Source organism: Sphingomonas sp. RS2018 (assembly GCF_054489605.1).
The window spans coordinates 577,944-596,060 of sequence record NZ_JBTMWL010000003.1 but is presented as its reverse complement, the minus strand read 5'-3'; the positions used below and the strand labels follow the sequence as shown (position 1 = coordinate 596,060).

General features: G+C 67.9%; 18 protein-coding genes. 14 read left to right on the top strand and 4 right to left on the bottom strand.

Annotated features, from left to right (window positions below; all coding sequences use genetic code 11):
• The first annotated feature begins 53 nt into the window (after window positions 1–53).
• From ACX40P_RS12335 to ACX40P_RS12305, 7 genes are read left to right on the top strand one after another with little or no spacing between them, the layout of a single operon-like run.
• Window positions 54–722 carry a class I SAM-dependent methyltransferase gene (locus ACX40P_RS12335; RefSeq protein ID WP_459126628.1) on the top strand — a complete coding sequence of 223 codons (669 nt, stop codon included), beginning with the start codon at window positions 54–56 and terminating at the stop codon, window positions 720–722.
• The gene (locus ACX40P_RS12330; protein ID WP_459126627.1) at window positions 719–2,188 is read left to right on the top strand and encodes an oligosaccharide flippase family protein; all 1,470 of its coding nucleotides are present in this window, start codon (window positions 719–721) and stop codon (window positions 2,186–2,188) included. The genes ACX40P_RS12335 and ACX40P_RS12330 overlap by 4 nt, the downstream gene beginning before the upstream one ends.
• Entirely contained in the window at window positions 2,181–3,131 is a 951-nt protein-coding gene (locus ACX40P_RS12325; RefSeq protein ID WP_459126626.1) for a glycosyltransferase, read from the top strand. The genes ACX40P_RS12330 and ACX40P_RS12325 overlap by 8 nt, the downstream gene beginning before the upstream one ends.
• Window positions 3,128–4,363 carry a glycosyltransferase gene (locus ACX40P_RS12320; RefSeq protein WP_459126625.1) on the top strand — a complete coding sequence of 412 codons (1,236 nt, stop codon included), beginning with the start codon at window positions 3,128–3,130 and terminating at the stop codon, window positions 4,361–4,363. Before ACX40P_RS12325 ends, ACX40P_RS12320 begins: the two co-directional genes overlap by 4 nt.
• Window positions 4,360–5,412 (top strand): Gfo/Idh/MocA family protein, encoded by a 1,053-nt coding sequence (locus ACX40P_RS12315; protein ID WP_459126624.1) that lies wholly within the window; start codon window positions 4,360–4,362, stop codon window positions 5,410–5,412. The genes ACX40P_RS12320 and ACX40P_RS12315 overlap by 4 nt, the downstream gene beginning before the upstream one ends.
• On the top strand, window positions 5,409–6,407 hold the full coding sequence (locus tag ACX40P_RS12310; RefSeq protein ID WP_459126623.1) for an NAD-dependent epimerase/dehydratase family protein: 999 nt from the start codon (window positions 5,409–5,411) through the stop codon (window positions 6,405–6,407). Before ACX40P_RS12315 ends, ACX40P_RS12310 begins: the two co-directional genes overlap by 4 nt.
• Window positions 6,408–6,412: 5 nt before the next feature.
• Window positions 6,413–7,423 carry a glycosyltransferase gene (locus ACX40P_RS12305; RefSeq protein WP_459126622.1) on the top strand — a complete coding sequence of 337 codons (1,011 nt, stop codon included), beginning with the start codon at window positions 6,413–6,415 and terminating at the stop codon, window positions 7,421–7,423.
• A 15-nt stretch (window positions 7,424–7,438) separates the two neighbouring features.
• Here ACX40P_RS12305 and ACX40P_RS12300 read toward each other — a convergent pair whose 3' ends face one another.
• The 4 genes from ACX40P_RS12300 to ACX40P_RS12285 all read right to left on the bottom strand — a co-directional run bounded on the left by ACX40P_RS12300 (window position 7,439) and on the right by ACX40P_RS12285 (window position 11,755).
• Window positions 7,439–8,419 carry a cell wall hydrolase gene (locus ACX40P_RS12300; protein WP_459126621.1) on the bottom strand — a complete coding sequence of 327 codons (981 nt, stop codon included), beginning with the start codon at window positions 8,417–8,419 and terminating at the stop codon, window positions 7,439–7,441.
• A gap of 65 nt (window positions 8,420–8,484) precedes the next feature.
• Complete coding sequence (locus tag ACX40P_RS12295) at window positions 8,485–9,660, bottom strand: hypothetical protein (protein WP_459126620.1); 1,176 nt, start codon at window positions 9,658–9,660, stop codon at window positions 8,485–8,487.
• Window positions 9,626–11,257, bottom strand: coding sequence for an MBOAT family O-acyltransferase (locus tag ACX40P_RS12290; protein ID WP_459126619.1), 1,632 nt, complete (start codon window positions 11,255–11,257; stop codon window positions 9,626–9,628). Before ACX40P_RS12290 ends, ACX40P_RS12295 begins: the two co-directional genes overlap by 35 nt.
• A 228-nt stretch (window positions 11,258–11,485) precedes the next feature.
• Complete coding sequence (locus ACX40P_RS12285; protein WP_459126618.1) at window positions 11,486–11,755, bottom strand: XrtV sorting system accessory protein; 270 nt, start codon at window positions 11,753–11,755, stop codon at window positions 11,486–11,488.
• Between the two features lie 226 nt (window positions 11,756–11,981).
• Here ACX40P_RS12285 and ACX40P_RS12280 point away from each other — a divergent pair, with 226 nt between their 5' ends.
• The 7 genes from ACX40P_RS12280 to ACX40P_RS12250 all read left to right on the top strand — a co-directional run bounded on the left by ACX40P_RS12280 (window position 11,982) and on the right by ACX40P_RS12250 (window position 18,066).
• Window positions 11,982–13,067 carry a glycosyltransferase family 4 protein gene (locus ACX40P_RS12280; RefSeq protein ID WP_459126617.1) on the top strand — a complete coding sequence of 362 codons (1,086 nt, stop codon included), beginning with the start codon at window positions 11,982–11,984 and terminating at the stop codon, window positions 13,065–13,067.
• Window positions 13,064–14,248, top strand: a complete 1,185-nt coding sequence (locus ACX40P_RS12275) for a glycosyltransferase family 2 protein (RefSeq protein WP_459126616.1) — start codon at window positions 13,064–13,066, stop codon at window positions 14,246–14,248. The genes ACX40P_RS12280 and ACX40P_RS12275 overlap by 4 nt, the downstream gene beginning before the upstream one ends.
• Window positions 14,245–14,484 (top strand): hypothetical protein, encoded by a 240-nt coding sequence (locus ACX40P_RS12270; RefSeq protein ID WP_459126615.1) that lies wholly within the window; start codon window positions 14,245–14,247, stop codon window positions 14,482–14,484. Before ACX40P_RS12275 ends, ACX40P_RS12270 begins: the two co-directional genes overlap by 4 nt.
• Window positions 14,466–15,401: a DUF1996 domain-containing protein gene (locus ACX40P_RS12265; protein WP_459126667.1), complete on the top strand. Its 936-nt coding sequence runs from the start codon at window positions 14,466–14,468 to the stop codon at window positions 15,399–15,401. The genes ACX40P_RS12270 and ACX40P_RS12265 overlap by 19 nt, the downstream gene beginning before the upstream one ends.
• Window positions 15,402–15,460: 59 nt before the next feature.
• The gene (locus ACX40P_RS12260) at window positions 15,461–15,763 is read left to right on the top strand and encodes a hypothetical protein (RefSeq protein WP_459126614.1); all 303 of its coding nucleotides are present in this window, start codon (window positions 15,461–15,463) and stop codon (window positions 15,761–15,763) included.
• A gap of 78 nt (window positions 15,764–15,841) precedes the next feature.
• On the top strand, window positions 15,842–16,141 hold the full coding sequence (locus tag ACX40P_RS12255) for a spike base protein, RCAP_Rcc01079 family (protein ID WP_459126613.1): 300 nt from the start codon (window positions 15,842–15,844) through the stop codon (window positions 16,139–16,141).
• Window positions 16,141–18,066, top strand: a complete 1,926-nt coding sequence (locus ACX40P_RS12250) for an SGNH/GDSL hydrolase family protein (RefSeq protein ID WP_459126612.1) — start codon at window positions 16,141–16,143, stop codon at window positions 18,064–18,066. The genes ACX40P_RS12255 and ACX40P_RS12250 overlap by 1 nt, the downstream gene beginning before the upstream one ends.
• Window positions 18,067–18,117 lie beyond the last annotated feature (51 nt).

The window sequence follows — 18,117 nt, the reverse complement described above, 5'->3', positions numbered from 1 at the left end:
GATTGAGGACGGAAATAGACATTATGAAGGTCGAACAGAGCTGGGAAACGGGCATGCTCCGCTACGGGGACGAGCTGAAGGCGATCGTCGCCGGCTGTCCCAAGGCCGATATCCTAGAGCTCGGCGCCGGTCGCCGGCCGTCCTTCACGCTGGAGGAGATGCCGGCGACGGTCCAGTCCTACACGGTAAATGACATCAGCGAGGAAGAGCTCGCGCTGCTGCCCGAAGGCTATGACAAGGCGTGCTTCAACGTCAGCGGCGACGCCAGCAACTTCCGCGACAACTACGACATCGTCTTCTCGCGCTTCCTGGCCGAACATGTCCCGGACGGCGAGGCCATGCACCGCAACGTCCACCAGGTGCTGCGCGACGGCGGGATCTCGTTCCACCTCATCCCGACGCTCTATGCGGTGCCGTTCATCATCAACAAGTACATGCCCGAGCGACTTACGAGCTATGTGCTGAAAGTGCTGTCGCCGCGCCGCGCGATCAATCCGAAGTTCCCGGCACATTATTCGGCGTGCTATGGCAATCCGGAAAAGATGACGCGTCTGTTGAAGAACATCGGCTACAGCCGGGTCGAGATTCGCAACTTCTACGGCCATTTCTATTACGAGAAAATCCCCGTCCTTCGCGACCTGCACAAGCGCTTCTCGGATCTCGCCGCGCGCAAGAACTGGACCGTGTTCAGCACCTACGCCTATATCAAGGCGTATAAATGAGGTTCGGGCGCCGGTTCGACGGATCGGACCGGCTTCCTCTCTTGCAGAACGGGTATCATATGACGGCGGTGGCGGCGTTTCCGACCAGTATCGCGCAAAAGGCGCGCGCCCTGTGGCAGGGTCAGCTCGCGAGTCAGGCCTTGTGGCTGACCGTGCCATTCGGTGGACAACAGGTCATGCGGCTGGCGACGAGTATCGTGCTTGCCCGCCTGCTCGCGCCCGAAATGTTCGGCATCATGGTGCTGATCAACACGCTGCGTACCGGCACCGAACTGTTGTCCGACGTCGGCATCGGCCAGAGCATCGTGCGCAGCGCCAATGCCGGTGACCGGCGTTTCCTCGACACCGCCTTCACCATCCAGTTCATCCGCGGCCTGGTGCTGATGCTGCTAGGCTTTGCGTCGGCCATGCCGCTCACACACGCCTATGGCGATCCGCAGCTGGCGACGATCATCTTCGTCGTTAGCCCCGCGTTCCTGCTGGTCGGGCTGCAATCGCCCGACCTGTTCGTGATGCAGCGGAACATGCTCGTGGCGCAGCGCGGTATCTACGACCTCGCCTGCGGCATCGGCCACATGGTCTTCGCGATCGGCCTCGCGCTGTTATGGCGCGACGTCTGGGCGCTGGTGTGGAGCCTGGTGATCGGCACGGTCTTCTCGACGGCGATGACCTATGCCTTCACGCCATTCCGCATGCCGCGGCTGGTGTGGGAAAAGCGGTTCGTGTCCGAAATCTTCCACTTCGGCAAATGGGTGTTCTTGTCGACCGCGATCTATTTCGCGTCGATCAGCACGGACAAGATTTACTTCAGCGCGGTGCTGCCGCTCGCGGTCGTCGGCATCTACGGCGTCGCGCGTACGTTTTCCGATATGCTGGGATCGCTCGCGCAGCGCTTCGGGTCGTTCCTCGTCTTTCCCAAAGTGGTCGAGCTGCGCCAGCGCGACGGCGACAGCGGCGCGGGTTTCCGGCGCAAGCGGCGGCTGGCGCTGATCGCGATTGCGGTCGCGATGGCGGTGTCGCTCGCCGTCTCGGACCGGCTGATCCTCGTCCTCTACGACCAGCGCTATCACGCCGCCGCGTTCATGCTGCCGATCCTGCTGGCCGGCGTCTGGTTCTCGGTGCTGGCGGCGTTCGGGGAGGCGACTCTGTTCGGACTCGATCGGCCGCGGGCCAGCGCATACGGCAACGCCGCCAAGTTCGCGATCCTGATCGTCGGCCTGCCGCTGCTGGTGCCGACCTACGGCATCCTCGCCGGCCTGTTGACCCTGCTGGCGGCCGAGTTCGGTCGCTGGGTCGCACTGTCGATCGCGTTGCTGCGCGAGCGGCTGACGTCGGTCGGCGACGATGTGGCGATGACGGTGGCGACCGGGGTCTTCGCGGTCGGGCTAAAGACCGTGCTGGGCGCGATCGGGTTGGTGCCGACCCTGACGGGCTGGTGGGCGCTGGGGGCCGCGGTGCATGGCTGATCCGCTCGGCATCGTCGCGATCGGCCGCAACGAGGGCGGGCGGCTGAAGCGCTGCCTGGCTTCGATTCCGGCCGGCATCCCGGTCGTCTACGTCGACAGCGATTCGACCGACGGCAGCGTCGCGGCAGCCACCGCCGCGGGCGCGATCGTCCTGCCGCTCGATCTTGCGCGCCCCTTTACCGCCGCCCGGGCGCGAGCCGAAGGCGTCGCCCTGCTGCAACAGCGTTTTCCGGCGACCCGCCATGTAATGTTCGTCGATGGCGACTGCGAGCTGGAGGCCGGCTGGCTCGATACCGCGACCGCCTATCTCGCCGCAAACCCCGCGATGGCCGCCGTCTGCGGACGCCGTCGCGAACGGTTTCCGGAGGCGTCCTTCTACAACCACGTCGCCGACTGGGAATGGGATACGCCCGCCGGTGAAGCGGCGTCGTGCGGTGGCGACGCGATGATGCGGCTCGACGCCTATGATGCGGTCGGCGGGTTCGACCCGAAGATGATCGCCGGCGAGGAGCCCGAGCTGTGCAGCCGCCTGCGTGCGGCGGGCTGGCGGATCATGCGGCTCGATGCGCCGATGACGATCCACGACGCCGCGATCCTGCATTTCGGCCAATGGTGGAAGCGCGCGGTGCGCGGCGGCTTCGGCTATGCGCAGGCATGGCGGGCGACGGATGGCGCGCTTTATGCCAGCGACCTGACCCGCATGATCGTCTGGGCGATCGTCATGCCGCTGCTCAGCATCGCCGCCGCCCTGCTGATCCATCCGATCTTCCTCCTCGTCTGGCCGGGCCTGATCGCGGTGCAGCTGTGGCGGTTGAACCGCAGCGTCGGCTGGCGTCATGGCGGCCTGGCGGCGATTGCGCATTATGCCGTGCTGATCGGCGCGACACGCTATGCTTGGCGCCTGTCGCGCGGGCGCACCGGCGGGACGTTGGTGTACAAATGAGCGAGCCTGCCCCCCTCCCCGTCGGGTACGTTATGACGCACTACCCGCGCAACGCGCAGACGTTCATCGCGGGCGAGATCGACGCGGTCGAACGTAACGGCGTCACCGTGCTGCCGTTCGCGATGAACCGCCCGGACGCCGCCGAACTGGCGATCGCCGGTGCCACGGAGCGTGCCGCGCGTACCCGCTATCTGAAGGACGGCCCGCTCGGCGCGGTTGCCGACCTAATGCGGTTCGCACTGCGGCACCCGCTTGGCACCATAAAGATCGCGCGCGACGCGATCCGCAGCGCCGGGGGCAGCCCGCGCCGGATCGCCCGCCGGCTCGCGCATCTGGCGCAGGCGGCACGGGTCGCGCGGATCGGGCGCGAGGCTGGGCTGCACCATCTGCACGCCCACTTCGGTCTGGCGCCGGCGACGATCGCGTGGCTGGGCAGTGCGCTGATGTCGCTGGGCGGTGCGCGCGTAGGGTTCAGCTTCACCATCCACGGCTTCCACGACTTCGCCGATCCGGCCGAAACCCGGCTCGACGTCAAGGCGCCACGGGCCGATGCGGTCGTCTGCGTCAGCGACTTCACCCGGTCGCAGCTGTTCCTGAACACGAACCCCGCCGTCTGGCCCCAAGCGCATGTCATCCGCTGCGGCATCGATCTGGCGCGCTGGCAGTTCACGCCGCCGGTGCGCGACGGCGTGCCGGGCATCGTTGCGATCGGGCGGCTGTCCGCCGAGAAAGGCTTCACGATCCTGATCGAGGCGATCGGACTGCTGCGCGATGTCGGCGTCGAGGCACGGCTGACCCTCGTCGGCGACGGGCCGGAGCGCGCGACGATCGAGGCGGCGATCGCGCGGCTGTCGCTGGGCAACCGGGTGACGCTGGCGGGCGAATTGCCGCCAGAGGGCGTGCGTGCCGCGCTCAAGGCTGCGGACGTCTTCTGCTTGCCGTCGTTCAGCGAGGGCTTGCCAGTGTCGATCATGGAGGCGATGGCCGCGGGCGTGCCTACCGTATCGACCTGGATCGCCGGGATCCCCGAACTCGCCGAAAACGGCGTGACCGCAATGACCGTGCCGCCGGCCCGCGCCGACGCGCTTGCCGATGCGTTGCGCGCTCTGGTGGAGTCGCCCGACCGCGCCGCCACGCTGGCGCTCGCCGCCCGTGCGCGCGTCGAGGCGAACCATTCGCAGGATATCAACGGTCGCTCGATGGCCGATCTGCTGCGAAAGCTGGCAGCATGAGGGCGCCCCTGCGCACCGCCGTCGTCGGCTGCGGCGCCATCGCGTACGAGCATTTGCCGTTCACGCAAGAATCACCGCTCGCGCATCTGGTGGCGGTCTGCGACACGTCGGCGGCTCTGGCGACGGCGGCGGGCGAGCGCTTCGGTGCCGAGAGCATCCACACCGACAGCGCCGCGATGTTCGACAGCGCGCGGCCCGATATCGTCCACGTTCTCACCCCGCCGCAGACGCACGACGTGATCGTCCGCCAAGCGCTGGCGGCGGGCGTCCACGTGATCTGCGAGAAGCCGATGACGGGGACCGAGAGCGAGACGACCGCCCTGCTCGATGCCGCGTCGGCGGCTGGCCGCGTGCTGATCGAGAGCCGCAACCTGCTGTTCAACGATTCGGTGCTGACGTTGCAGCGGATGATCGCCGATGGCGCGTTGGGCCGTGTTGTCGAATGCGACGTCATGCTGTCGCTCGATTTCCTCGGCGGGCCGTTCGGGGATCGCAACCTGTCGGGGCCGGGCGTCGACCTGCCCGGCGGGGCGGTGCACGATTTCCTGCCGCACCTCGTCTATCTCTTTCAGGTACTGGGCAGCGATGCGGATGCGGTGGACGTGCGCGGCTTCCTGCAGAACCGCAGCGCTAATCCGCGCGCCGGCTACGACTTCCTCGACGCGCTGGTCGACACCGGCGCCGTCCGCGGCCGCCTGCGCGTCGCCACCGACGCCTACCCGGAAGCCTTCCGCGTAATCGTGCGCGGCACCGGGGCCGCGGTGGAGACCGACCTCTATAATCCGTACATCCGATTCGACGCGCCGCCCAACGTCGGCAAGAAGTCGCCGTTCGGTCAGGTGAAGAACGGCCGGCGCATGATCGGCGCGGGCTTCGCCAACCTGCGCAACAAGATCATGCAGCATGGCACGATGCACGGCCTGCCCCGCATGCTGGAGGCCGCGTACCGCTCGGTCATCGATGGAACGCCACAGCCGTTCGCCCGCGCGGACATGATCGCGACCGCGCGGCTGTGCGACCGGATCGTCGCGCTGGGGGATGGACGATGAAGGTGTTGGTGACGGGCGCCGGCGGCTTTCTCGGCCGCGCGGTCGCCGCGGCTGCGGCACGGGCTGGGCACGACGTGATTGCCATGGTCCGGCCCGCGTCGGCAGGGCGCGACGATGGCGCTGTTGGCGGCATCCGCCAAGTCGCGGGCGATCTGCGGCAGCGCGGCGCGTGGCGCGATGCCGTCACGGATGTCGATGCGGTCGTCCACTGCGCTGCGGCTTTCGGTGACCTCGCGTCGCAGCTGGCCGGCACGGTGCTCGCCACCGAAAATCTGCTCGGCGCCATCCCCGCGACCGCGCGGATCGTGCATGTCAGCAGCCTGTCGGTGTACGACTTTGATGCCCCGCGGTTCTCGGGCACGCTCGACGAGAACACTCCGCTGGAACGCGAGCCGCTGCGCCGCGACGCCTATACCCAGACCAAACTGCTGCAGGAGCGACTGGTGCGCGAACATGCGGCGCGGACCGGCTGCGATCTGGTCGTCGTGCGGCCGGGCGCGATCTACGGTCCCGGCAAGGACTGGGAGTTCGGGCGCGCGATCGGCGCCGGGCGGTTCGACCTGGTCTTCGCGCCCAGCGCGCGGATGCGACTGGTGCATGTCGACAATTGCGCGGACGCGATCGTCGCTGCGCTGACGGTCCCGCTCGACGCGCCGCTGACCGTCAATCTGATCGATGGCGAGCAGCCGTCGCACTGGCGCTATCACGCGCTGGCGCGCCGCGCGGGTATCGCGCCCCGCCCCGCCCTGCCCATTCCCTATCTGGCGGTCGGCGCGCTCGGTCTGGCCGCGAAGATCGCCAGCCGCCTGTTCTTCCGCGCGCGCGCGCGCCTGCCCGAGCTGCTCGATCCGCCGCGGCAGCGCGTGCGGTGGCGTCCGCTTCGCTATCCGAATGCGCACGCCCGCGCCGCGCTGAACTGGACGCCGCGCGTTTCGCTGGCGGAGGGTGTCGCGGCGATCAAATCATCGACGCGCGACCTCCCGGATCGGACGTAAGCATCGTGGCGCTGCTGCTCCCGATCCGAATCGCGAACGTGCCCGACGTCTCTCCGGGCGATGCTTTCGTGGACCTGCCTCCCATCGAAGGACGCGATGTCGAGTGGCTCGCGCATTCGGGCCTACCGCAGAATGTGATCGAGCGGCGCGTCCGCAGACCACGGCTCTCGCGATACCGTGCGGCTTGGCAGGCGGCGGGCGAGTATGGCCGCGCCGACATCCTGATTTCGCATCTGCCGCGCATGACGACGGCGGTCGAGCAGTTCGCCCGACTGCGCGGCCACCGCCTTCCACATCTGGCGTTCTCGTTCAACTTCACCGACCTGCCGGAAGGGCGAACGTTGGCGCGGATGACCAAAGCGCTCGCCGGAGTGGAACGTTTCTGCGTCTACTCCAAATATGAGACGGAGCTGTATCCGCGTCTTTTCGATTTGCCGCCGGATCGTTTTCGACACGTCATGTGGGGCCAGTCGGCACCGTCGATCGATCTTTCGATGGCCGCTCCCGATGCGCCATATGTCGTGGCGATCGGTGGCGAAGGGCGTGATTATGCGAGCATGATCGCCGCGGCGCGCACCGATCCTGCCGTGCGATGGATCGTCGTCGCCCGGCCGAATTCTGTCTTCGACGCGGTTCCAGCCAACATGACGGTGCATTTCAACCTGCCCGCGCCGCTGACTTGGGGCATCGCTGCACGGGCGGCCGCCGTCGTGGTTCCGCTCGTGTCCGACCAGACATGCTGCGGCCACATCACGATCGCGAGCGCGCAATTGCTCGGGCTGCCCTTGGTGACCACGCGGTCCGACGCCACGATCGAGTATCTCGCGGGGGTGCCCGACACCATCACCGTGGAGCCATCGGATCCATCCGCCCTGGCCCAGGCCGTCCGTACGGCCGTCGCGCGTTACATGAACCGCGCTGTCGATAGCGACGCGGTTCGACGCGTAGCAGAAGACCGCTATGACCGGTCGCGCTGGACCGATCTGATCGTGGACTTCGTCCGAGATTTCACTTGAGCGCAGGCAGCGCCGCTATTTGTCGGGCCGCAGAACGCCCTTGCTTCCATCGATGACCAAACCACTAGCCCCCTCGTCCGCCCGCAGGCGTGGTGCCGGCTTATCGACCAGCACGGGCGCATGCGTCGGTGCGCCGAGATTATCCTCGCGGACCACGGTGCGCTCTTTCGGCTCCGTCGTCTCCGCGGCGGTGGCGAGCACCTCGTCACCGGTCAGCGTCTCGAGCGCCGCGTCTCCGAGCCCGGTGGTGACGCCGCCCTCCAGCATCGCCGCATAGGGTTCGCGGAACCCCGCCGGACGGCCCAGCCCCCCGCGCATCACGTAGAAGATATGCGCGCCGATGGTCGCGGCCTTGTCGAGCGAGTCCGCCCAATAGGGCACGACGTAATTGGCGTGATAGTGCGTCGCCAGCCCGACCGACGGCTCGACCCAGCCCGCCAGCGCCGCCGCCGCGATGCGCCGTGCGCGCAGCCAGCCGGCTTCGCTCGGGCGGCGGCGCAGGCTGCCGTCGCAAGTGAAGCTGAACTGGCAGCCGGTGACGCGCTCCGATCCCTGGAAAACGACGCCGCAGACGGTGTGGGGAAAGATCGGGCTGCGCATGCGGTTCAGCACGACCTGCGCCACCGCGCGCTCGCCGCGATCGCTCTCGCTTGCCGCCTCGTAATAGACCGCCTTGGTCATGCAATCGAGCGCCGCCGCGTTGCCCGTCGCCGTCTCCGGCAGCTGGGGCAGCGCGAACAGCCGCGCGGGGATCAGGCTGCGTCGGTCGAGCGGACGGGCGGCGTTGATCGCAACCGCGTCCTGCGGCGGGATCGCCTTCGCCGTCGTGTCGAGCAGGACGGCAACTTCCTCGGCGGTCGGTGTCGGCGCCGTCGTCGGGGCGGGTCCGCGAGTGACGGCGACCGGCTTGGGGCGTTCGACCGGGCCGCCGATCCGGTAGCGATCGCCGCCCAGCACCGCCGCGATCACGACGACCAGCAGGATGGAGAGCGCCACCGCCAGCGAACGTCGCCAGGACGCTCGCGGCTTCGACACACCGGATACGGGGGACATGGGATCGGTCAGCGGGCTGCGGCGGCGGTAGCGGGCGTGCCCAGATTGGCGGCGATGACCTCGTCCAGCGCGGCCGCGAGCTTTTCGTCGTTCGCGTCGGTGAAGTGCGTATCGGGCAGATAGTTGGCTGGATTGCTCGGATCGACCACGCTGTCCGAACTGAGATAGGGGATGTGATCGCGGTCCAGCGTGTCCTGCAACGCGCGGCGCAGCTGGTCGGCATAGCCGTAGTTGTTGACGACGTAGATCACCGGCAGCTGTCCGTTGCTGCGCGCCATCCGCGCGAATTCGGCGATGATCGCGTTGGCGACGCGCACCGCTTCGCTATCCGGATTGAAGCGCCGCGCGGTCAGCACATCGCCTTCGGCATCGCGGTCGCGGTAGTTGCCGATCGCCCGGCGCGCCATGCGCACCAGCGTCGAATGATCGAGGACCGAGGCCCGCAGCAGGCGCGCGTCGTAGAACGGATCGTTCGCGGCGAACACCGCCATCGCCGCACGCCACTTCGCCGGATCGTTCAACGTCGCGACGAAGTCCTTGAAGCTCTCGTACGGCGGCGTGACGACGCCCAGCTTGCCGCCCTGCAGGACGTAGCGGTCCTGCGTATAGGGCAGCGGGAAGCTCTCGTTCCACGTCATCGGCGACAGCGAGGTGATGTTGGGCAGCGTCGACGACATGATCGCCAGCACCGCGACCTTGCTGCCCGATTTGCCGGAATCGCGGCGGTAGGCGCCGAACGACCAGTTGGTGGTGGCGCCGGGCGCGCCGACCGTGCGGACGGTCCAGGTCGGGGAGACGCGCTGCAACGCCTCACCCAGCCGCATCGCGTGCGACATGCCGTAGACGGTGACGACGCCGCCACCGGGCTTCGCGGGACGCTGCGTGGAGACGAGCGGGCGATACCAGCCGGCCAGCGTGATCGGCGCGGTCTGCGCGGGGTCGGTGCGCGTCATCCGACGCAGGCGACCCTCCATCGAACGGCCATAGTCGAAGAACAGCTGCAGCCGCCCCGGATTGACGTTCTTCGGATCGCTGGGGAAGGCGAAGACCAGGTTTACCGCCACGTCCAGGACGATCAGCCACAGCACCGCCCAGGCGAGCGGCCGCCAGCGCTTGCGAGCGCCGGGCAGACCGTCGTTGCCAGCGGCGTCAGAACTGGAAGTAGATGAACTGTGCGGGTGCATTGCTGGTACCCATGACGATGAGGAAGACCATCAGCGCGATGGCGAAGCCGAGGACGGCGGCCGGCAACCGCTGGTAGAAGCGTCCGCCGCCGGCGGCGCGGTACTGGCTGACCTCCCACACGATCATGAAGGCGACGCCGATCACGGTCGAGAGCGGGGGCACGCTGGCGGCAAAGCGCAGGCCGCCCGCGCCGGTCGCCAGCACGTGGGTGAAATCGGCGATCTGCGCGAAGCTATGCGCGCGGAAGAGCATCCAGCCGTAGAGGGTGAAGAGGAAGAACCCGCCCGTCTTCAGCACCGCCTTCACGACGTTGTCGGGCACGCGGGGACGGCCGGTCCCACCCGTCATCACGCGGTGGATGCTGAGCGCCGAGCCGTGATAGACTCCCCACAGCACGTAGTTCCACGCCGCACCGTGCCACAGGCCGCCGAGCAGCATCGTCAGCATCAGGTTGCGGCAGGTGAAGAGCATGCTCCCCCGGCTGCCGCCCAGCGGAATGTAGAGATAGTCGCGCAGCCAGGTCGACAGGCTGATATGCCACCGGTCCCAAAAATCGCGCGGGCTGCGCGCGAAATAGGGCAGGCGGAAATTGACCATGATATCGACGCCGAACAGCTTCGCCGTGCCGCGCGCGACATCCGAATAGCCCGAGAAATCGGCGTAGATCTGCACCGCGAACAGCAGCGATCCGATCGCCACTTCCGCCCAGCTGGCGCTGCCCGAACTGTTGAAGATCTGGTCGACCGTCTGGCCCGCGCCGTCGGCGATCGCGATCTTCTTGAAAAGGCCGAACACGATCAGGAACAGGCCGCGCGTCGTTTCCGACGGACGGATGATGCGCGGGTTGATGATCTGCGGCAGCAGGTGATGCGCACGCTCGATCGGCCCCGCCACCAGCTGCGGGAAGAAGGCGACGAACAGGCCGAAGTCGAGGAAACGCTCCACCGGCTTCAACTCGCGCCGATAGATGTCGATCGCGTAGCTCATCGACTGGAAGGTGTAGAAGGAGATGCCGACCGGCAGCACGATCGAGAAATGGCGCGGCGCCGCGTCGATGCCGATGCTCTGAAACGCCTCGACGGCGCTATCGATGAAGAAGTTAAAATATTTGAAGAAACCCAGGATCGCGAGGTTCACGATCATGCTGAGGATCATCGAATATCTGCGGCGCTTGTCTTCGGGCAGGCTGACGAGCCAGCGGAAGATCGCCGCGACGACGACGAGCCCGCCCGGCACCAGCGCCAGCACCCAGGGCATGTTGGCGGTGACGATCGAGCGCCCGACGTCGTCGCCGACCGCGGCATGGACCAGCGCACCGAAGTCGCAGCCGACGAGCAGAATGCCGCCGATGGCGAGGAAGCTGATCGGCGCCCAGATCTGCGTCTTCGTCAGCTTCGCGCGATCGAGGATCAGGCCCGTCCAGAAATCGAGGACGGTCGACACGATCATCAGGAACAGGAAGCGCCAGTCCCACCATCCGTAGAACAGATAGCTGGCGGCAAGCAGCATCAGGTTCTGTCCGCGGAAGGACAGCACCCGGTAGAGAATGTACACGATGGGCAGGAAGACGGCGTACGTCAGCGAATTGAAAAGCATGCCCCTCCCCTATCCGAGCGCGGCGACCGATCCGCCGACGCCCGAATCCCCCCGGTTGCGGAGGCCGGCGCTATCGCCGCCCCGTCCGGCTGTCCAGCCGCCGCCGGCGAAGTACCGGAAACAAGATTGGCCGACCACGTCATCGCGGCGACCGATACGGGCAAATGGTAAACCGACCGTGAGGATTATCGCGCTGCGTGCCGGCCGATCACCCGGCGCGCGGAAATATCAGCGCTGGTCGTCGCGGTCGATCCGGTTTGGACCGATCGCGGGGAACTTCAGCACCTTGAACACATAGGCGCCGACCACGAGCAGCGTCACCGCCGCGCCCGCGTCCGAATAATGATTGCCGATGTAGTTCGCGATTCCGCAGCCGAGCGCGGGGAAGAGATATTCCATCAGATTGTCGCGGGTTTCCTCCTCGACCGAGCGCTGCAGCATCAGGACGACCAGCCCGCCGAAGCAGATGACGGTGATCCAATCCCAAATCGTTTCCATCGCGGTGCGCCCTCCTTCAGAGGCTATAAATCGATGATCGCGGCATCGACCCCCCGTCAACGCGCCCCGCCCAACCCGCTAGCGCAGCATCCGCCAAAGTCAATCTGGGTGATCGCGCCGTTACAAAACGACACGCTTTCCCCTAGCGTTATTGCTTGGGTCACGATTTCGATGCCAAGAGCTTTGCCGACCCGCACCGGCCCGTCACTCGGATTACGTCACGACCATGCGCTTGCTGTTCGCACTCCCAGGATTTCATGCCGAAGACCGCGGCGCGGAGGTCGCGCTGCTGGCCGTCGCGCGCGAACTGGCGCGCGGGGGCGACGACGTGACGGTGATGGGCGGCGGTCCGGCGCGACCGGACGAGCCCTATCGCTACGAGCAGGTATCGCTGGTCGACCGGCGGCGGTTCGAACGCTTTCCGAAGCTGCCGCTGTTCCGGTCGGAGACGGCGTGGGAGGATGCCACCTTCTCCGCCGCGCTGCTGACGCATTACCGGCCGGGCGATTACGATGCGGTGGTGACCTGCAGCTTTCCCTTCACCCATTTCGCGTTGCGGCGGGTGACGGCGGGGCGATCGCCGCTGCAGATCTTCGTGACCCAGAACGGCGACTGGCCGGCGCGCAGCGACAAGAGCGAGTTCCGACTGTTTCGCTGCGACGGACTGGTCTGCACCAATCCCGATTACGAGGCGGCGAATGCGGGTCGCTGGCCGACCGCGCTGATCCCCAACGGTATCGACCCCGCCCGGTACGAGACTGTGGCGCCGGATCGCGCGCGGCTCGGCCTGCCCGACGGGGTTCCGATCGTGCTGATGGTCAGCGCCTTTATCGAGACGAAACGCGTGGCCGCGGGGATCGAAGCGGTGGCGGGCGTGCCGGGCGCGCATCTGGTGGTAGCGGGCGATGGCCCGTTGCGCGCCGAGGTCGATGCGCTGGCGGCGGCGACGTTGCCCGGACGGTTCACGCGGCTGACGCTGAAGGCGCCGGACATGCCCGCGCTCTATGCGTCGGCGGATGCGTTTTTGCACATGTCGCTGCTCGAATCCTTCGGCAACGTCTACGTCGAGGCGATGGCGAGCGGCCTGCCGATCGTCGGCCATGACACGCCGCGCCTGCGCTGGATCGTCGGCGATCGCGATACGCTATGCGATACCGAGGATCGCGCCGCGACGAGCGATGCCATCGCCCGCGCGCTGGCGACCGGGCGCGGTGCCGCCGACCGCTGCGCGGCCGACTTCGGCTGGCCGTCGATCGCGGCGAAGTATCGGACGTTCATCGACAAGCTTCTGTCGAAGCGTAAGGCCGCATGATGCTGACCGTCCTCGCCTGGATTGTCGCTTTGGCGCTCGCGCTGCCGCTGGCGGTGTTCACGACCGAGATCGCGGTGGGGCTGAAGACCTCCGCCAGGCGCGATGCGGCGGACACCAGCGGCAATGTCGCCGTGCTGATCCCCGCGCATGACGAGGCGGGCGGCATCGCCGAGACGCTGGCGGCGTTGCAGGCGGTCGCCGGGCCCAGCGTGTCGACCCTGGTCGTCGCCGACAATTGCAGCGACGCGACCGCCACCATCGCCCGCGCCTGCGGCGCCGATGTGATCGAGCGGCAGGACACGGTGGACCGCGGCAAGGGCTTCGCGCTCGCTTTCGGACGCGATCACCTCGCGCAGTCCGCGACGCCACCCGCCGTCGTCGTCGTGCTCGACGCCGATTGCCGTCTGGCGCCCGGCAGCATCGCCGCGTTGCGCACCGCCTGCCTGGCGCAGCCACCACGACCGGCGCAGGCGGTCAACCTGATCGCCCCCGCGCTCGACGCGCCACCGATGACGCAGATCGGCGGGTTCGCGATGGTGGTGAAGAACCTCTACCGCTCGCGCGGCATGCAGCGGATGGGCGGTGCGGCGTTGCTGACCGGCACCGGCATGGCTTTTCCGTGGGCGTTGTTCGAGCGCGCCGCACTGGCATCGGGCGCGCTGGCGGAGGATCTCGGCCTCGGCATCGAATTGACACGCGCCGGCCATCCGCCTCGTCTCATTGAGGGGGCCGCCGTGTCGAGCGCGCCTGCCCCGCCCGAGGTGGCGCTTGTGCAGAAGACGCGGTGGGAGCATGGTTTTCTCGACACCGTGCGCGGCCAGGCGCTGCCGCTGCTCGCTGCCGGTCTGCGACGCGGGAAACGCGCCGAAGTGCTGCTGGCACTGCATCTGCTGGTGCCGCCGCTGGCGCTCCTGCTGGTGATGGCGGGTGCGGGGCTCGGCGTCACCGCACTGCTGTTCGCGATCGGTGCCGACGGTGCGCCGTCGCTGCTGCTGGGCGCGATGCTGCTCGCCGCGCTGATCGTGACCTTCGTCGCCTGGCTGCACGGCGGGCGGCGCTGGCTGAGCGGTGGCGCGCTGTTGCGGGCGCCGCTCTATGTGTTGTGGAAGCTGCCGATCTACCTTCGCTTCCTGAAAGGACCGGAGACCGTCTGGCAGCGGACGAAGCGGGCCGGCGAATGATCGGGCTGCTCGCCAGACTCGCGATGGTACTGATGCTGGCGACGCCCGCCGCGGCGCAGGTGGTATCGCCCTACCCCGGTCGCGATCCGGTGGACGCGCCGACGCCGGATGGCCTGGCCGATATCCCGACCAATTTTCCGCGAACGTCGCAGATCGAACGGGATACGAGCCCCACCTATCCGGCAGTGGACAAGGTCATCGGTGCCTTTCGCTTCATCTGCAGCCTAGTCACCTGAACTGGGACGATCCGATCGCCTATCCCGGCCAGACCGGCGGCAGTCCGCATCTGCATCAGTGGTTCGGCAACACGCTCGGCAACGGGGAGTCGACCTACCGATCCCTGCGCACCAGCGGCGAAAGCACCTGCATGGGTCCGCTCAACCGGTCCGCCTACTGGATGCCGGCGATGATGAACGGTCGCGGGCAGGTCGTGCGACCGGACTGGATATCGATCTACTACAAGCGCGTACCGAAGACGGCGAAGGAATGCGGGCCCATCGGCGACCTGTGTGCGGAACTGCCGCGCGGCCTGCGCTATATCTTTGGGTACGACATGCAGCGCATGGGCGAACGGCAGCCCGAGAATCTGATCTTCCACTGGAAGTGCATCACGCCGCAGAACACCGAGCGCGGCGGACAGGAGTTGCGCTTCGACCGGCTAAATTGTCCGGCGGGCAACAGCCTGATGGTGACGCTCAGTTCCCCCGAATGCTGGGACGGCAAGCATCTGGACAGCAACAGTCACCGCAGCCACATCATCCACCAGCAGCGCAGCCAGGCTACGGGCGGCACCTATTGCCCGTTCACCCACCGCATCCTGCTACCCCAATTCACGATCGGCGCCATCTATACGGTGATGCCGGGAGAGCGGATCCAGGACTGGTACCTCGCCAGCGACCGCATGGCCGGGATGCCGGAGATGCCGCCGTGCAGCACCTTCCATGCCGACTGGTATGGGGCGTGGGATGATCGGACGCTGAAGACGTGGACGGCGAACTGCATCGATCGCATCCTCAGCTGTTCGGCCGGTGCGCTGGGCGACGGCACGATCATGCGGCGTCCGCGCGGCTATGCGCTGGTCGCCGATCCGCGCCTCGTGGCCGCACCGCCGCGGCCGGGCGGTGTTAACCACATGCATATGGCCAAGCCTTAACGCTTGCCGCGCTATGGCAAGCCTTCGCCGGCACTCGCGCCGCGCGGGAGGATGCGACGATGCAGGCACAGCGCAAGTACGAGAGCGTCACGGTCGAGCCGACGGCGGCACCCGCCACGCCGCGCCCGACCGAGATCGACTTCGCACCGTGGGACGATGCCATCGCCGCATCGCCCGCCCGCCGGCTGCACCACGACCTGGTTCGCCACTTCGAACGCCCGACGACTCCGCAGGGCGAATATGTCGCGCAGACGTCGGTCGCTATGGACAAGTGGTCGATGCCGGTCCGCCTGACGATCATCATCGGGTCGAGCGTCATGCTATGGGCCGCGCTCGCCGGGGCCATTGCCGCGATCGTCTAACCTTAACGGTTATATTTCGCTGTCCTACATGATTTGATCTGGTTCATGCCGCCCCGGTTCGGGAGGCAGGCGACAGGCATGCGGACTCCCGACGTCGTGACGGGAGACCAGCTGATGCTCGATATTTTCCAGACCTTTGCCGACGGCCCCGCCGATCCGGTCCGCCGCGCGTTCGCGGTCGTGCCGCATGATTCGGCGGCGCTGCCCTCACTGCCCAAAGCATTGCTGATCGGCGGCAGCGGGACGATCGTCCTGCGTGCGGTGGACAGCCCCAACGATATCGCCGTGCCGGTGACGGCGGGCCAGATCCTGCCGATTCGCGCCAGCCACGTCCGCGCCAGTGGCACGACCGCGACGACGATCGTGGCGCTGGGCTGATGCTGGGCCTGAAGCTGCACGCGGCCTCGCCCGTGCTGATGCGGGTGACCGGCCAGACCGGCGCACCGCCCACCCCGCCCCCGCCACCGCCGAGCTGGTCCGTCCCGCCCGTCATTACGGGGACACCATCGGTCGGCGCGACACTGACGGTTGGTGACGGTACGATCGCCAACGGCGCGGTGAAGGCGCGGGCATGGCGGCGCGACGGGGTGGCCATCGCCGGTGCGTCCGCCGCGACCTATGTCGTCGTGTCCGCGGATCAGGACGCGATGATCGACGTCGTCGTGACGGCCGGCGGTCCGGGCGGGGTCGCGCCGGCGACGGCTGCGGCGGTGGGTCCGGTCGGCGTGGCGGCACCGGTGGCGATCGAGCGGATCGTGATCGAGGGCGACAGCATCACGTCGACCACGCCGAATCAGGCGGACAACCACGTCGACTTCTACGGCTATGTGTGGAACGCGGCGCATGCCACCCTCACCGTATCGGTCGCCGGGCAGGCGAGCCGCACGGTCGGTGGCGCCGGCGATCCCGGCTCGCCAACCGGCAACACGCTGCTCGACGCGCGCGCTGCCGACATGGCGACGGGTGCGCAACTGCTGACGGTGATGATCGGCGCGAACGACCTCGGCACCTTCACCGCCGAGGACACGCTGGCCAAGCTGGAGGCGTGGGCGGCGCCGATCCGGGCGGCGGGCATCCGCATCGCGATCTCGCCGCCGACGCCCTATCGCGACGCAGCGCCGCGCCACCCCAATTACGCGATCTATACCGAACGGCGGGCGGCCTATATCGCCGCGCTGCGCGATCCCGTGGGCTGGGGCCGGTTTGCCGACGCCTATATCCCGATGGGCGAGCACCCCGATTTCGCTGATCCGACGCGCTACAGCGATACCGTCCATCCGAACGGCCCGGTGTCGGCGGGCGGCACCGGCAAGGCGCTGCTGTATGCGGTGTTCGCCGCAGCAATGCGGTCGCTGATCGATCCGGCGCGCCGTACCGCGACCGCGCCCTATTCCGACGTCTGGCCGCAGGACGAGACGAATCTGGCCGCGGGCAGCTCCGTCCTGCGCCGGCTGACGCTGTCGGGTCTGGGCGACGCCGGCGTCGCGAGCGGCGTGGCGGTGACCGGCGGCGGCGCACAGGCGCGGCTGAATGGCGGCGCCTGGGCGACGACGCTCGGCCATGTCTACAATGGTGATACGGTCGACGTCCGCGTGACCGCCGCAACGGGGGCGGGCGATTTGACTTCTTACGACCTGCGCATCGGATCGGAGACGCGGCACATCACGCTGCGCACCGTCGCGTCGGTGACGCCGGCCAGCTACGCGCATGGCGGCATCGCCAACGTCCAGCCCGCGGCCGCCGACCATCTGTTCCCGGCTCTGGCCTTCGCCGGTGCGGGGACGGCGGTGCTCGCGGTCAAAGGCAGCGGCAATCCGCCCAACAGCGTCACCATCGGCGGCGTCGCGGCCACGCGGCGGTTCACGCTATCGACCGATGGTTATCTCGACCTCTGGACGACGGAGCTGAGCGCGGCCGGCATCCACGATGTCGAGGTACGCCACGAGGGCTATCGGGCGCAGACGACCTTGTCCTGGGGCGTGGTCCGCGATGCCGACGCGGTGCCGACCCAGATCGACGCCTCGGCACCGCTGCACCAGTCGGCGCCGCACGCGACCGGCGCGCTGGTCGTGCCCGCCCGCGGCATCGCGGTCGCGGTCTTCGGCGAATATGGCGGCGCGTCGGTCGCGCCCGCCTCGGTCCGATCCGGCACGACCTTCATCGACGAGGCCCGCGGCATCTTCCAGGGCGAGGCGCAGGGCATCTGCCTCGGCACGCGGACCGATAGCGGTGCGGCGACGTTCGACTTCGCCTTCGGATCGCACCCGCGCGGCGCGATCATATTCAAGGCGGCGGGCAGCTGACGTGCGAAGGGGCCGCCGTCCGATGTCGGACGACGGCCCCTTCCCGATACC

Bases quoted from the DNA above. Each gene is read 5' to 3' on its own strand.
- ACX40P_RS12255 (WP_459126613.1), top strand. From the start codon at position 15,842: ATGCGGACTCCCGACGTCGTGACGGGAGACCAGCTGATGCTCGATATT.
- ACX40P_RS12315 (WP_459126624.1), top strand. From the start codon at position 4,360: ATGAGGGCGCCCCTGCGCACCGCCGTCGTCGGCTGCGGCGCCATCGCG.
- ACX40P_RS12260 (WP_459126614.1), top strand. From the start codon at position 15,461: ATGCAGGCACAGCGCAAGTACGAGAGCGTCACGGTCGAGCCGACGGCG.
- ACX40P_RS12310 (WP_459126623.1), top strand. From the start codon at position 5,409: ATGAAGGTGTTGGTGACGGGCGCCGGCGGCTTTCTCGGCCGCGCGGTC.
- ACX40P_RS12285 (WP_459126618.1), bottom strand. From the start codon at position 11,755: ATGGAAACGATTTGGGATTGGATCACCGTCATCTGCTTCGGCGGGCTG.
- ACX40P_RS12335 (WP_459126628.1), top strand. From the start codon at position 54: ATGCTCCGCTACGGGGACGAGCTGAAGGCGATCGTCGCCGGCTGTCCC.
- ACX40P_RS12250 (WP_459126612.1), top strand. From the start codon at position 16,141: ATGCTGGGCCTGAAGCTGCACGCGGCCTCGCCCGTGCTGATGCGGGTG.
- ACX40P_RS12320 (WP_459126625.1), top strand. From the start codon at position 3,128: ATGAGCGAGCCTGCCCCCCTCCCCGTCGGGTACGTTATGACGCACTAC.
- ACX40P_RS12270 (WP_459126615.1), top strand. From the start codon at position 14,245: ATGATCGGGCTGCTCGCCAGACTCGCGATGGTACTGATGCTGGCGACG.
- ACX40P_RS12290 (WP_459126619.1), bottom strand. From the start codon at position 11,257: ATGCTTTTCAATTCGCTGACGTACGCCGTCTTCCTGCCCATCGTGTAC.
- ACX40P_RS12330 (WP_459126627.1), top strand. From the start codon at position 719: ATGAGGTTCGGGCGCCGGTTCGACGGATCGGACCGGCTTCCTCTCTTG.
- ACX40P_RS12295 (WP_459126620.1), bottom strand. From the start codon at position 9,660: ATGCACCCGCACAGTTCATCTACTTCCAGTTCTGACGCCGCTGGCAAC.
- ACX40P_RS12275 (WP_459126616.1), top strand. From the start codon at position 13,064: ATGATGCTGACCGTCCTCGCCTGGATTGTCGCTTTGGCGCTCGCGCTG.
- ACX40P_RS12280 (WP_459126617.1), top strand. From the start codon at position 11,982: ATGCGCTTGCTGTTCGCACTCCCAGGATTTCATGCCGAAGACCGCGGC.
- ACX40P_RS12325 (WP_459126626.1), top strand. From the start codon at position 2,181: ATGGCTGATCCGCTCGGCATCGTCGCGATCGGCCGCAACGAGGGCGGG.